This window comes from Brevundimonas sp., assembly GCF_965227765.1.
GTDB lineage: Bacteria > Pseudomonadota > Alphaproteobacteria > Caulobacterales > Caulobacteraceae > Brevundimonas.
In genome coordinates this window covers 2,455,000-2,468,739 of record NZ_OZ245778.1, presented here as the reverse complement: position 1 = coordinate 2,468,739, position 13,740 = coordinate 2,455,000, and the positions used below count along the sequence as shown (strand labels likewise).

Annotated in this window: 12 protein-coding genes; 6 read left to right on the top strand and 6 right to left on the bottom strand. The window is 60.5% G+C overall.

Annotated elements, in window-relative coordinates:
- Positions 1-69 precede the first annotated feature (69 nt).
- A complete protein-coding gene (locus ACO05L_RS11920) occupies positions 70-723 on the bottom strand; it encodes a glutathione S-transferase family protein (protein ID WP_421729389.1) in 654 nt (217 codons plus the stop codon).
- 180 nt (positions 724-903) lie between these two features.
- On the opposite strand from ACO05L_RS11920, the gene ACO05L_RS11915 reads away from it, so the two are divergent.
- The 3 genes from ACO05L_RS11915 (at position 904) to ACO05L_RS11905 (ending at position 6,275) form a co-directional block, all read left to right on the top strand.
- Positions 904-1,179, top strand: coding sequence for a hypothetical protein (locus ACO05L_RS11915; protein ID WP_421729388.1), 276 nt, complete (start codon positions 904-906; stop codon positions 1,177-1,179).
- A gap of 210 nt (positions 1,180-1,389) precedes the next feature.
- Positions 1,390-1,932, top strand: coding sequence for a hypothetical protein (locus ACO05L_RS11910; protein WP_421729387.1), 543 nt, complete (start codon positions 1,390-1,392; stop codon positions 1,930-1,932).
- A gap of 236 nt (positions 1,933-2,168) precedes the next feature.
- Positions 2,169-6,275, top strand: a complete 4,107-nt coding sequence (locus ACO05L_RS11905) for a hypothetical protein (RefSeq protein ID WP_421729386.1) — start codon at positions 2,169-2,171, stop codon at positions 6,273-6,275.
- Here ACO05L_RS11905 and ACO05L_RS11900 read toward each other — a convergent pair.
- Positions 6,245-7,434, bottom strand: a protein-coding gene (locus tag ACO05L_RS11900) for an IS3 family transposase (RefSeq protein ID WP_421729385.1) whose coding sequence is annotated in 2 segments (ribosomal slippage) — positions 6,245-7,182 and positions 7,182-7,434 — 1,191 coding nt in all. Because the reading frame shifts where the segments join, the coding sequence is not laid out codon by codon here. The two genes, ACO05L_RS11905 and ACO05L_RS11900, sit on opposite strands and share 31 nt — an antisense overlap.
- An 886-nt stretch (positions 7,435-8,320) precedes the next feature.
- On the opposite strand from ACO05L_RS11900, the gene ACO05L_RS11895 reads away from it, so the two are divergent.
- Together ACO05L_RS11895 and ACO05L_RS11890 are read left to right on the top strand one after the other, a co-directional pair.
- On the top strand, positions 8,321-9,133 hold the full coding sequence (locus ACO05L_RS11895) for a MobA/MobL family protein (protein WP_421729384.1): 813 nt from the start codon (positions 8,321-8,323) through the stop codon (positions 9,131-9,133).
- Positions 9,123-9,602, top strand: coding sequence for a hypothetical protein (locus tag ACO05L_RS11890; protein WP_421729383.1), 480 nt, complete (start codon positions 9,123-9,125; stop codon positions 9,600-9,602). Before ACO05L_RS11895 ends, ACO05L_RS11890 begins: the two co-directional genes overlap by 11 nt.
- A 23-nt stretch (positions 9,603-9,625) precedes the next feature.
- On the opposite strand, the gene ACO05L_RS11885 is transcribed toward ACO05L_RS11890, so the two are convergent.
- The 4 genes from ACO05L_RS11885 to ACO05L_RS11870 all read right to left on the bottom strand — a co-directional run bounded on the left by ACO05L_RS11885 (position 9,626) and on the right by ACO05L_RS11870 (position 13,360).
- Entirely contained in the window at positions 9,626-10,069 is a 444-nt protein-coding gene (locus tag ACO05L_RS11885; RefSeq protein ID WP_421729382.1) for a hypothetical protein, read from the bottom strand.
- A 64-nt stretch (positions 10,070-10,133) separates the two neighbouring features.
- Positions 10,134-11,165: a hypothetical protein gene (locus tag ACO05L_RS11880; protein ID WP_421729381.1), complete on the bottom strand. Its 1,032-nt coding sequence runs from the start codon at positions 11,163-11,165 to the stop codon at positions 10,134-10,136.
- An 84-nt stretch (positions 11,166-11,249) separates the two neighbouring features.
- The gene (locus tag ACO05L_RS11875; protein ID WP_421729380.1) at positions 11,250-11,795 is read right to left on the bottom strand and encodes a hypothetical protein; all 546 of its coding nucleotides are present in this window, start codon (positions 11,793-11,795) and stop codon (positions 11,250-11,252) included.
- The gene (locus ACO05L_RS11870; protein WP_421729379.1) at positions 11,792-13,360 is read right to left on the bottom strand and encodes a type IV secretory system conjugative DNA transfer family protein; all 1,569 of its coding nucleotides are present in this window, start codon (positions 13,358-13,360) and stop codon (positions 11,792-11,794) included. The genes ACO05L_RS11875 and ACO05L_RS11870 overlap by 4 nt, the downstream gene beginning before the upstream one ends.
- A 104-nt stretch (positions 13,361-13,464) precedes the next feature.
- Between ACO05L_RS11870 and ACO05L_RS11865 the strand changes: the two genes are divergently transcribed.
- Positions 13,465-13,725, top strand: a complete 261-nt coding sequence (locus ACO05L_RS11865) for a hypothetical protein (RefSeq protein ID WP_421729378.1) — start codon at positions 13,465-13,467, stop codon at positions 13,723-13,725.
- The last annotated feature ends 15 nt before the right edge of the window (positions 13,726-13,740 follow it).

Sequence of the window (13,740 nt, the reverse complement as noted above, 5' to 3'; positions counted from 1 at the left end):
CGCGGTCCACCGGCGGGCGATACTGCGCCGGCCTGTAGTGGGCGTTCAAAACCTCCGTCCGCCCCGCGCCTAATCCCTGTCCGGTGCGCCGAGCGGGAAGTAGTGGCGGAAGGGACGGGCTTCTTCGATGGCGCGGGCGAAGGAAGGGCGTTCCAGCAGGCGGGCGCGATAGGCCAGCAGGTTGTGATGTCGCTCGGGAATCCGGTGGGTCCAGTCGGCGTAGAACAATGAAGGTGCAGCGGCGCAGTCGGCCAGGGTGAAGGTCTCGCCCACCGCCCAGGTGCGTCCCTGAAGCCGCTGATCCAGCCAGGTATAGCTGGTCTCCAGCATCCGGCGCGCATCCTCGACGCCGGCGGGATCTCGGCTGTCGGCTGGGCGCATGGCGTCGACGACGAACTTGCCCTGTGGCGTCATGACGTAGTTGTCGAACACCCGGTCCATCATCCGCGCCTCGATCGCCAGATCACGATCGTCGGGGATCAGCCTGACCGGCCCAGGATGATGGACTTGCAGGTATTCGATGATGGTCGAGGTCTCCAGCACCACCCGCTCACCCTCGCGCAGAAGCGGAAACTTCTTGATTGGCCACAGCGACGCCAGTTCGTCGCCGACGCCGGGGTCCTCGACCATGCGGTAGGTGAAGGCGATGTCGTTCTCATAGAAGGCGATCAGCACCTTCATGCAGTAGGACGAGAACGGGTGGGCGAAGAGTTCGATACTCATGAGGCAGCCCCGGGTTCGCGGCCGTCGAGAACGGCGAGCATGTGTCGATATGCCGGTCTGAAGCGCGCGAATGTCAAGCGGCCGTACGGGCTGTCGATCCACAAGATCGTGAACAAATGCAGAACATAAAGTTTGAGCGCTCGTCCGCGCAGGTCTAATCTGCGCGCAGGAGGCAGGCTCATGCGCGACATTCGCACCGATTGGTACGTTCCCGAGGATCGAGAAAGCAGCGTCGGCGCTCGGCTGATCGTCGCCTGTGATGCGGCCTCGTGCGACCACGCGGTGCTGATGGACCCGCGCCCCCTTTTCGGGGCACGGCGGATGTGGCCGGTGGCGGGTCGGTCGAGCCGCTTTCGCTGTCGCTGCGGGTCGCGCGAGACCAAGCTGTCCTATACGGCCAATACCAGCCAGCGGGACGGCCCGATCTCGCCCGACGCCATCCGGCTTTGGACTTAAGGCCATGGACGCGAGGCCATCGCGCTTGTAGAGCGTCACGCCTACCGAATGCGGATGTGGCGGAACTGGTAGACGCACCAGATTTAGGTTCTGGCAAGCGACTTCCTTTTACTTAGTAACTTCAGTTATTTAACGCGAGAGTCTATCTCCTTTGTGTCTAACTTTGCGTCCATGGGTGCGTAAAACGAGTGATCGAGGAGCGAGGGGCGGATGACGATCGCTTGTATTGGCTGGGGCTCACTAATCGAGAATCCCGGTAGCCTTCCGGTCGTTAGCGTCTGGCGTGCCGACGGCCCAGATCTGCCCATAGAGTTCGCTCGCCAGTCCCAGGACGATCGGCTGACCTTGGTTTTGGTTGAGGGAGTTCCAACATCCAAAGCGCTGTGGTGTTCGCTCGATGCATCGACTCTCGAAGAAGCCGTCCTTGCTCTTCAAGCGCGCGAAGGGGCGAAGACAGGAAAGCACATCGGGCGTTGGCCGCTCTCGGATCCGGATGAATATCTAATGGCGAGCCAGATTGGCGAATGGGCCCAATTGAATGGCTTGCTTGGTGTCGTTTGGACAGCGCTTCCACCCGGAATGAAAAACAGTCGCGGCCAACTGCCGTCACTTGCAGAAGCGGTCGCCCACTTAGGCGGGCTCGATGCGGCCAGGTTAGACGCTGCTTCGAAATACATCCGTACTGCCCCCGCGCAGACCCAGACAGCTTACAGGGCCGCGCTCGAAGCGGAGCTCCTCAGGCTTGGATGCTAGTGTTTGTTGTTGTGGCTAAAACATAGAAGCCGGATGACTTTAGTTCTCGGTTCGATCTAGTCTTACTGTTCAGGCGATGTGTGACTGGTCGTCTCTGATGGAGGCGGTGCTATGAACAAGCAGGCTGTGAAACGCGACCACTGTTCCACTGGTGCCGGGCGGCGAGCCGCTTCCACTCTTTTTGGCAGTCGCGTTGTAGCGTCGGAAAGCACTTCGGCGAGACTGGCAGGGGCAGCATGACCCGTGTTGAGAAGAAAGGGACCTCGAAGCCGAAGCCGAAGCGGCAGAGGAAAGCTTCTGCGACAACCCGATCGACCGGGGGGCCAGGCTACCAATTTGAAGATCTAGTCGCCGCGCGCCTTCTGATCCAAATGCTGCTGGATCGGTCACTTCAGGGCATAGGTGCCGGTGCTGAACGGCTTCAGTTCCAAGCGGACGCGCTCGGTTGGCGGATCGACGATTTGCTGGTCACCGTTGGAGATGGGCCTTCGGAAAGCCGATTGGCTCTATCGTGCAAAAGTAGCCTCCAAGTCTCGGGTAACGGCTTCCCAAACGATTTCATTACTCGGGCGTGGGAGCTTTGGGATGGGGCGGACGCCGGCCCTATGAACCGTTCGTCCGATTTCTTAGGTTTGGTTACTCGAGGACGGCACAATGTGTTCGATCCACTTTGGGCTGACATCGTTCAATGGTGCAATGAAAGCCCCAACGCCGTCGCTTTGGCTCGCATCCGAAAGTCGGCAAAACACCAGAAGATTTTCGAGAGCGTCAAGCGGCCCTCTGGCGGTGTAGAGGCGAGCGACGAGGAGACGGTCGCATTGCTCCGTCGACTTCTGGTTATGCCGTTAGACTTCCAGCTGGAGCCGTCACGCGATTGGGACGACAGCATCGAGTTGAGCCGCACACTTGCTGCTTCCGGCAACCTCGACGACGCACGCGAGATTTGGAAGGAAGTTGTTGGCTTGGCGGCCTCAAAACGGGTCGTCGGCGGCGCGATTACGGTGGACGAGCTTTGGTCAAAGCTCCGAGCCAAGTTCGCCCTCACTCACCGACCAGACTACGCTGCTTCATGGAAAATGCTCGAAGCGGTCACCGATGAATACCGGGCTGGGATCGCTACAACCCTACAATCAGGCCACTCCGTCAGCCGCACGGCGGAGCGAGATCAGCTCGCAAGGCTGGTTGAAGGCCAGACTTTCACCCTCGTGTACGGAGACTCAGGCAGTGGAAAGTCAGCGCTCGTAAAACTTCTGCTCGACGAAAGGAGCGACCGGCAGGTTTGGCTTGGGCCGGAGCAAGTGGCCGTTATGACAAGCGAGGTTCATCGCTCAAAGCTCGGTCTTGCTTTTCCGCTGTCAGAAGTCCTCGCAACCTCGACTAGCGCTCCGAGCGTATTGGTTATCGATGCGGCCGAGAAGCTCACGGTCGCGTCCCTTACAAGTCTCAAAGCCATGCTTGAGAGGCTCGTGCCACTGGCCGCCGATCCGCTTTCTTGGAAGGTGATCATCATCACCCAAGCGGAGAGTTGGATTGATCGAGCGGCCGCTCTCCTAGGTCAACGGACAGTTACGCCTTTCGAGGTAATACCGATCAGTGCGGACGAGGTTCGCAAAGCGCTGCTGTCGACTTCTAATCTTCACTGGCTTGCGAACGACGCGCAGTCAGTCGAAGCGCTCCGCAATCTCAAGATGCTCAGTTGGGCTGTCCAGGCCGAGGGCACCCTGCATCTGGCGCAGGCAGACGTGACCTCCCCCTCCGCGCTAGCCGATCGCATCTGGGGACATTGGACGGCGGGCCGTCCCGACGTGCAACGGCTCTTAATGAAACTCGCCCAGCGCGAAGCGAACTTTGAACGCAGCTTTCCGATAGCTGATCTTGAGTCCGGCGATGCGACGGCTCTGTCAAATGCTCCGGATGTTTTGCCGCTTCGGCCAACCAATCGGAACCGGTTAGTCTTCGAGCACGATATGGCGGCTGACTGGTCGCGGTTTCAATGGCTCAAACAAGTCGCTGAGGACACGACGCAGTGGGCTCCTTTGGCCGTCAATCCGCTCTGGGCTGCGGCCCTCCGCATGCTCGGCCATTTTTTACTTCGGGAACCATCGGGCGCGGCCAGCGCGTGGGATGTCGCTCTGGAGGATTTGGAAAAGAGTGGGGACCGAGCGGCGAGTAGCATCCTACTCGATGCTCTCTGTCTAGATCCGGACGCCCACCGACTGCTCACGGAAAGGGCGCAGACGTTGCTGGCCAACGGCGGCGCAATGTTGGATCGTTTGCTAAAGCGCTTCCTGCACATCGCTACGGCACCAAGATTTCCTTCCGGTGCCCTTACCATCGAGCCGGGTCTTGCGCTCTACATCGAAGCTAACATTCGGCAGCCTATAATTGGGCGCTGGCCAGCTATGGCGGTTTTCCTCTACGCCCACCGCGAACGACTCGCTGAGCTCGCGTCTCCAACCGTGTCGAAGATTTGTGAGTTCTGGCTGACGACTATGCCGCCAGCACTAGCTGATGGCTCCGCGACGCCGTTTAGGAGGGAGTTTGCTGAAATCGCCCTCGCTAACGCCCGCACGGTACAGGTTCACAAGGGTTCAGGCGTTCTCTATCTGGGAGACGACTGGGAACCTCTCTATTCCGCTGCCCTTTCTGCGGCTCGCGATCTTCCCGAGGAAATAGGCGCTTGGATCATGGAAATGGTTCGACGGCGTCCACTCGCTGACGATGTCCGCGAACGTGTTTCCCAAGCCAAAGAACGAAAAGAGCAAGAGCGCGCCCAACAGCCAAAAACTGCTCAAGCTAAGAGGCCATCGCCCCCAATTTCCTTCCGCAACTCAAGGGACCTCCCAGCTTGGCCACTGGGACCCGACGGTCGCATCGACCATCAGTTTCACAAGGTTGCGGTCGTCCCGGCGGCACTTGTCCCGCTGATGCACGTGCGTCCCAAGCTGGCGGCCGAAGCACTTCTCGCCCTTCTTATCGAAGGGCGACCAGTCGAAGAATTCTCTCGGAATGCTTTGCACGAAAAGTTGGGCCTCGAATACGAGAGCACATCTTATCCAACTGCTTTTTGGAAAAGTCCCTTCTTCCAGTTTCTGCAGATCGAACCGGACACCGCACTTTCAACGCTTCTCCAGCTTGTGGATTTCTGCACCGACCGCTGGGTCGCCGGACGGGCGTCCGCCGGTGAGCATGCTCCACCCTCCGTTTCGGTACCGCTGCCCGACGGCCCAAAGGCCTTTCTCGGAAACTGTGCTGTATTCGACTGGACCCAGGACGACGATCACGGCTACGGACAGCTGAACTGCGCTCTCAATGCATTGGAACGTTGGCTTACTCTCCAGCTGGAGGTCGGTGTCGACATAGACGACTACATTTCGAGAATCTTGGCTGAGAGTAAGTCTGTCGCATTCCTCGGTCTGCTGACAAACATAGCGAAATTTCAGCCCGCGCTACTGAGAGGCGTTCTGCGGCCTCTGTTGGCGTCCGAGCCATTGTACTGGTTCGATAACTGGCGGCTCGGCATCGGCAACAGATTTGTTGCGTGGGCGTGGACACGTGAGGGCGATGCAGTATTTGAGATCGCAAAGGATTGGGCCCTCGCCCCGTACCGACAGCAACGTCTCATCGACCTGTCTGTGGCGCTCGTAAAAAGCTCCTCCGAGAGTGCGATATACGTCAAGGGTGCAATCGCCGAATGGCAAAGGCCCGATGAGCCTGATGAAGCCATTGATTTCGACAGTCTTTGCGCTGCTTTGGACCCAGCCAACTACCGGAAGATCCCGGACGAGGAAAATGGCTCCGACCGCGACGAGTTCGTTTTGCCAACCCGGCTAGCTGAAGACATTACGCGGAGAAACTCAGAGGACGCTGAAGCGCGGCGGGAGGCCAACCTTCCCATGCAGCTTTCAAACGTGCTCCGCAGCGCAGCACTGCTGGATGCTGAAAGCTCGGCTTTCCTTGCTGGAATGCTCGACGATAATTCGACCGACAAGCCCAACCCAAATCTTGTTGCTATCGCTAGCACCTTAGTTGCCCGCGCCGGCGACTGGCTGCTGGATCACCCAGATGCGGAGACCCAGGCGCACTCAGTCCTTCTTCAGGCGACGATCGAGGTCGCGGATGATCACGACAAAATTCGAAATGACCGGATAAGGTCTTCTCGCGGCGACATGGATTTCGCGGCCTTTGGCGTGGCGCACCTCTGGATCCATAACGGTGATGACGGCCGGTGGGATGAACCGCTTTTGCGCCTACTCACCAGCGGTCATTCCGCCGCGGTGCGCGTTATTGCAGTTGACGTGACCCCCGTTTCTCATCCAGCCATAACGAGAGTCCTTTGGTGATCTGAACTGGTGTTGGCGGGGTTGGCAATAGGCCGGTCTGAGCAGCCATCAACCAGCGCAGCAGACCGGCCGCTGTGTCCGGTGAGCGCCTGTGCGTAGGCCTTGGGCGTCAGCCATCCCAGCTTCGAGTGCGGCCGGGTTTCGTTGTAATCGCGCCGCCAGGCTTCGAGCACGACACGGGCGTGCGGCAGGGAGCGGAACAGCGTCTCGTTCAACAGTTCGTCGCGCAGCCGACCATTGAAGCTCTCGTTGAAGCCGTTCTGCTGGGGCTTGCCGGGCGCGATGTAGTGCCAGCCCACCCCGGTGTCGTCGGCCCAGGCGAGGATGGCGGTGGACGTATATTCCGTGCCGTTGTCGCTGATGATCGTGTCCGGCCGTCCCCGCCCCAAGATGATGGCGTCGAGCTCGCGCGCCACCCGTCGGCCCGACAGAGACGTGTCGGCGACGAGCCCGAGGCATTCGCGGGTGCAGTTGTCGATCACCGTCAGGATGCGGAAGCGCCGCCCGTCCGTCATCTGGTCGGAGACGAAGTCCAGCGACCAGCGCTGGTTCGCGACCAGAGGAATCTCCAGCGGACGCCGCGTGCCCATGGCGCGTTTGCGCCCGCCGCGCCGGCGCACCGTCAGATTCTCCTCGCGGTAGATCCGCTGGACCCGCTTCCTGTTGACCGCATGCCCCTCGCGCCGAAGCATCACATGCAGACGGCGATAACCGAACCGGCGGCGCTCCTGGGCGAGGGCCTTCAGCCGATCCCGCAGGGCGCCGTCGTCCGCTCGTGTCGCCTGATAGCGCACGCTCGTCCGATCCACGCCCAGCACCCGACAAGCCCGCCGCTCGCTCATCGCGTAGGCTGATTGCAGGTGCGCCGCCGCCGCTCGATGCGCAGCGGGCGTCACCACTTTTTTCCCAGCAGATCCTTCAGCGCGACGTTGTCCAGCATCGAGTCCGCCAGCATCCGCTTCAACTTGGCGTTCTCCTCTTCCAACGCCTTCAGACGTCGGGCCTCCGACACGTCCATGCCGCCATACTTAGCCTTCCACTTGTAGAAGGTCGGCGAGCTCAGCCCGTGCTTCCTGCACAAGTCTGCCACCGGAACACCGGCCTCCTGCTCGCGCAAGATTCCGATGATCTGCTCTTCCGTGAACCGTGATCGCTTCATTCTGTCCGTCCTTTCGAGGGGCGGACTCTAGCTATTCCTGGAGGAGTTTCAGGGGGTCACGTCACCGCCATTAAAAGCCTTCGCCAGCATGACCGGCATCGGATTCTGTCGGATCAATCGCACTCGCTCCCGAGGGGTGCCGGCGAGCATCCTTGGGGTTAGCTTTCATTGAGCGTCGCAGCACCGTCTATGTGGAAGTCGCCCTTCGTGAGGAGGGCGATTTTTATTTTGGCGGGAGCGCGCCGCCGGTCTCACTGAGCAAGGTGTTTGCCTGAGGGCCCCGTGGGAAGAAGCCAGAGGCTTGCAACGCCCCTTGCCGAACAGTTCGCTGACGATCGTGCAGCGCGGCGGTAAGGCAGACCCTCCCAACGAAGTTAAGGGGCCGATGCTTCCCATACATTGCAATGTATGGGTCATCTCCTGGGGCTTCCGGGGCGCGGCGAGCGGCCTCGGATTGCGTGCGGGACAACTCCCGCTCCGCCGCTGGGAGCTTGCATAAGCGGCGGATATGCCGGGGTCTGGGGGTGGCATCGGAACGCCCTCTGAGCCGCCCCATGCTGTGTTGCAGCAAAACCCCAACGAGTTGCAATGAGGGAAGCAAATGCAACCCTAAAGCGACTTACTTAGGTGGACACATTCGAAGAATGTATAAGTGCACCCATAGCTCTTTTCTTCCACTTCACTTCGCTTGCGACAAGAGATGGGGATTACTCGGGGTGGCGATCTACCATTTGCGATTAAAGGTCTTGGGACGTGCTCTGGGCCGGGCAGCACGGCCGGGTGGCGCAACGCGCCGGTCGGTCGTTGCGGCGGCGGCCTATCGCTCGGGAGAGCGCCTTTACGACGCGTCGCAGGGTCGCTGGTTTGAGTTCGACAACCCGACGTCGTGCATGCGGAGATCCTCGCGCCGGTCGGCGCGCCGGCATGGGTGTTCGACCGACAAACCCTTTGGAACCAGGTCGAGCGCTCTGAGAAACGCGTCGATGCCCAGCTCATGCGCGAGGTGGAAATCACCTTGCCGCGCGAGCTCGAAAGGGGCGACCAGATCGACCTCGTTCGGCGCTTCGTCTCGGAGCGTTTCGTCGCGCAGGGCATGGTCGCGGACTTCGGGGTTCACTGCCCCGACGCCGTCGATGGGAAGGAACAACCCCACGCCCATGTGATGCTTTGTCTGCGCCGGCTGGACCCGTCGTCAGAGACCGGGTTCGCCCGCACCAAGGAGCGCGACTGGAACGAGCGCGAAGACATTGCGCGCCTCGTGGCCGAGGCGCGCAAGAAGTTCAACAACACGAATGCGCCGGTCGACAAAGACGCGCTGGACGCGGCCGAGGCGCTGCGCAACGTCAACATCTGGCGACGAGAGTGGGCCGAATACGCGAACCGCGCGCTGGCCGATAACGGGTCGGCCGCGCGCATTGACCATCGGACGCTGGAAGCCCAGGGCATCTTCCGATTGCCGCTGCCGAACCTCGGCTTGGCGCGCCATATCGAGAAGGCGTACGACTATCTCAAGGACCGCGTGACGCAGTGGGTCGCGGTCAAAAAACGCGCGGCGTTTCACGCCGACGCGGAACATCTCAAGAAGCGCGATCCGGCAAAGCTGGCGGAGTTCGTCACGCGCCTAGGCGACATGGCCGAGAGTTTCGCTGCGCAATTTCGTCAGCCGGAACGAGCACCGGAGGTCGACCATGACCGATGAATTCGATCGGATGTTTGGCAGGGGAGGAGAGCGCCCTCGCCCGACATTTACGGACCGGGTGATTTCCGGCGAAGCGTTCGGCGGTCGCCACGATCCGCTCCAGGCCATGGCGGTCGAAGCTGCGTCCACCACGCCTGTGCCGGGCGAGTACCGTGCGTTCGGTCATCTACCCTCGGGCAACATCAACCTGTCCTGCGAAGTGCGTTGGTGGCTCGAAGGCACGTCGGTGCCTGAGGGTCTGGCGTTTCCCTACAGGCTACTGATGCAGGTCGGTTTCACCGGAGACGACACACTCCGGTTGATGCTTCCCGACACCGTCATCGAGGTCAGCGGTCGTCAGCTCGAACCGCTTCGTCAGGCCGTGATGCGCCAGCAGGTGCATTTCATCCAGCAGTTCAACTCGAAAGTCTGGTCGGCGAAGCCGAATGGCGAGACTGTCATCGACAGGATCGAGGCACTTCGGCCTTAAACAGCGGATAGGATATCAGCGCACTAATGTCGTTCAATCGGCATCGGCTGCCGATTGTGAAGCGGGGGTGATGCGGCGCTGTACTCACCTGACAATCTGATGCGGTCCACGGAGACCCTCACCCCGGCCAAAAAGCGGTCGAACGCCGATGCTTCGGTCGCACAGGTGTCAGCCAGCCGCTGCTGGGTCACGCTGCTAGTCGAAATCCGGTGAAACTGGACCTCAGTTGGCACTTCGATCCCATTGGCGAACAAGTCTGTGTTTTGCTGTCGGAACTGCGAGAACCGTCTGCGCGCTTCTTCTGGGCTGAAGGCGATAGTCGCGGTCTCTCCGGTCCTGCATTGCGCCAACGCAGACAGCCCCTCGTTTCTGAGAATGCGAACTGCGGTTTCAACATATTCCGCAGCGGAAAGCCGATGGTCGCCGTTTGCGTCCATCATCCGTGCAACACCAAATCTGTCAGGCATAAAAACTCTCCTATCAGCAGATTTTATCTGATTGCGCGAAACATATTGTTACAGTTTTGTTAAGTTACGGGGCGGGACATCTCTCATATTGTTGGCGTACGACTGGAGCAGTATCGCACTGATACTCGATAAACACTTCACAAACGTAGTGTTTCCCATCCAGAAACATGGGGCGGCAGCGGCAGCGGGACGGAATGATCCGCTCTTGGTCATAGGCGACTGATTGGGCATAGTCACCGTGGTACTTGTGACATTGACCATCAACCTTGCTCAAGCTGTTGTGCCAGCTTGCTGCAATCGCGCTGCATGCATTCCACTCGCTCATCGCCGTCGGTTGTGAACGGTCGGTTGCGATATATGGTCCATGGGTGAAGCGTTTCGTGACGCGGCGGCTGACAGTTCTCTGTTCGCGGTTTTGTAGTGCGGCGCTGACGAGATAGCTCAGACGACCTACGGGGTTGCCAGCCACGTATTCTCGTAACGGTTGGCATGCGTTGCTGTTCGCCAGGATTCGCTGATACGAGATATCCCCTGCCGCCAACGCTGCCGCGCGGTCACGGTCTGGTTCCTGATCCATCTCTACAGCTGGGTCCGGTTTGGGCAGGTCTCCGAACCTTGGCTCGTTGACACGCCACCAAGCCTTGTAGGTCGCATCGTCCCACCGGTTCAGCGACATTTGCTGCGGCAACTGGACGTCGAAGCCGATAAATCGGGATGTCGGCCGATCCATCTTCGCAAGGGAATGCCAATCGATATTTGGATCGAATGGAGCCGGCGTGCTGGAGATGCGCGGAGCCGCTGGTTTCGGCACGGCCTTTCGTTCCGGCCACAACGTAAAACGCGGAATGCGGACATGTTGCACAGGCGCGGGCGAATCTGCGCAGTGGCGGGCTGTGCCGAAAATCATGCACGCTGCCGTATCTTCAACACTCTCGCCGAATTCCGCCTGGTACCAAAGCGCAGCCAGCGTGAAGCCAATGCCGACAGCGAGGGCCGCGATAGCGGGTTTAAACCCTTTAGGCAGGCTCGATAGATTAATAGTGGAGAGTAAGATCCCGCTCAGCACCGCCAGGATCACAGCAAGAAGCGTCTTCATCGACCTCGCCTCGACCAATAGCCATGGCAGCTTCACCATTGGTACGGGTTCCGACGGGAACCACAAGAAGGCGGATGCAGATGCCTAGTTCGTGCCAGGCTTCATTAGGCGCAAACAATAGGTGGGCAGTTCCATCGTAGCTGAATTTAGGCTGGTCGAGTGGCGTGCGGCCGGAAGGCAAGCGCTGACCACAGCGGCCTCGCTAGTTTTACGGGCGGATGGCCCGCGAAGCATCCGGACGACCATAGTCAGGAACATGATCGCTGTTCCCACCCAGAACGCGAGGACGGCGAGGTTCATCGCCGGAGTGCTCTCGACGTCCTGAGACATCCAAACGAACCAGCCCCAAATGGCCAGGCCGATCGTGACCTTGATTACCTTGCCGCTCGGAGGCCGGAAGGTTCGCGGCGGCTTCCCGGCATTTTCCCAATCGCGCTGCCAGGCGGCGTAAGCACGGACGCGCTGAGCCGCCTTGGCGACGATGCTCGCCACGATTGCCGCGCACAGGGCCGCCAACCCCGACGCCTGCCCGATCATCCAGAGATAGCCGACATAGATCGCTCCAAGCATGAGCGGGACGCACAGGAAGACATTGCCGACGAAGGCTTCAAACGGGGTGGGACGGCTCATTGTTGGAAGCTCGCATGGAGGTAGTTGCGGCCACTGGCCTGGAACTGTCGACCGGCGCTGAACCAGAGGCCGGTGACACGGCCGCCATTCGCTTGTCCGCCAGTGACGAGGTCGCGGGCGAAAATCGCGGGCTCGATCTCGACATCCATCGTTTCGCTGTAGCCTGCGGAGTTTGAGGTGCCGCTATTCTGGCCGCGATTGCGGCCCCAATTGTCACCGCTTCCGGAGTTGCCGCCGCTGCTCCAGTTGCTCGAACTGTTGCCCTTACCATCGGTCGAGCCGCCATAGCTGTGACTGGCGCCCCGGTTCTCGTTCGCGCCGGAGTTCATGCCCAACGACCAGCCCGACGACTCCCCAGCGCTCTCGTTGTAGCACCGCTGGAGCGAGCGGCCGATCGTGTCGGACGCCCAGCGGTTCGTCGTGAAGTCGGCGTTGTTGTGGAAGATCTTCGTGACGAAGTTCGCCAGCAGCATGTCGGCCTGATGCTGCGGCTGCCCACCGCCCATTTTGGCGTAGTAGGTCGGCAGGGACTGCGACAGGTAGACGGTACACGCACGGGACGATCGGCAGGTCGATTGGTAGTCGGTGTCGTAGGAGTTCACGAAGTACTGCGCTTCGTCGGCCCAGAGGAACACGGGCCGGTCGCGGTGCCGCTGCTCAAGGGCGTTGCGCGCGAGCACCGCGCGCTGCCACATATATTTGAACAGCATATTTCCGATGATGCCGTCCTCGTTCCAGGTGAGTGCGGACATGTCCATGATGATGATCGCGCCGTGGAACGTCAGCTCGGGGACGAGCGTCGTTTCGGTGCAGAAGGCGCGATGCAGCCGGCCGCGATTGAAGCGGTCGAGCGAGGTCGACAAGCTGATGGCGATGTTCGACCGGGTCTTGTTATCGAGCTGGGCGAATTCGTAGCGCCAGTAGTTGGACGTCTTCTCGAAATCGCCAGGACTAATATGCGCGACGGGCCGGTCTTTGGCGGCCAGGAGCGCTTGGAACATGAACGATGACGCCTGCCAATCGTCGGTCTGGAGTTGCTCTACGCTGATGGGCGCGGAACTGACGAAACGGATGATGTCGGGCACACGCACCGTACCGGTGGCGGCGTAGAGCACCGGAATTGAGTTGCGCAGCAACTGACGGGTCGCGTCCTCCCAAAATGGCTCGCTCTTTCCGCCGTCGCCTTTCGACAGGCGGGCGGCTTCCAGGATGCGCATGAGGCATTCGACAACGCTGCCGATGCCGTCCGCTCCATGACGCGCGAGCTCGTAGGTGAGGAAGTTGAAGCCGCCGCCCCGGTCACCGAAAAGCACGACGGAGTTGGCGCGCCCCGCGTCTCGCGCGTAGCGAATCCAGAGTTCCACCTCGTCCGGCTTGGCGGCGAGGATGAGGCCTCCCATGCCCGCTCTCAAATAGGCGGAAGCGAGCGCTTTGCCGCTGCCGCTCGTCTTGCCGGAACCGATGCCGCCGAAGACATGCACGCCCTGACAGGCGTCTCGTAACGTGAAGTAGTCGGCTCCCGACAGCCGAAGAAGCTTGGTGTCGAGATCGCTCACATAGCCCATCTCGGAATCCCCCGATCCGCGAACAGTGTTCAACTGTGAAGCTAATGCGCTGGTAGGTCGCAAATCCAACGACATGCTACCCATGAGAGTCTTTGGCGGCGGGGATGCAGGCGATGGGCGAACGGGGCCTCTGGGGCGCGGCAGGCGATGCGATCGCCGACATCCGCACCAAGTTGATCGATGAAGGCTGGTTCGGCCGGCGCGCTGCGTCTGGTGGCCAGAACCTCGCTCAGGAGTGGGGCGGTCCAAGCATTCACGATACGCCCGGGGCAATGGCGGGCGGCTCCAGCTTCGAGGAAGCCTGGGCGGTGCGGGAGCCCACCAGCGACGGAGAACGAGCTCAAGAGATCGGGATCGACCGATAATCAACGGGGGTAAAA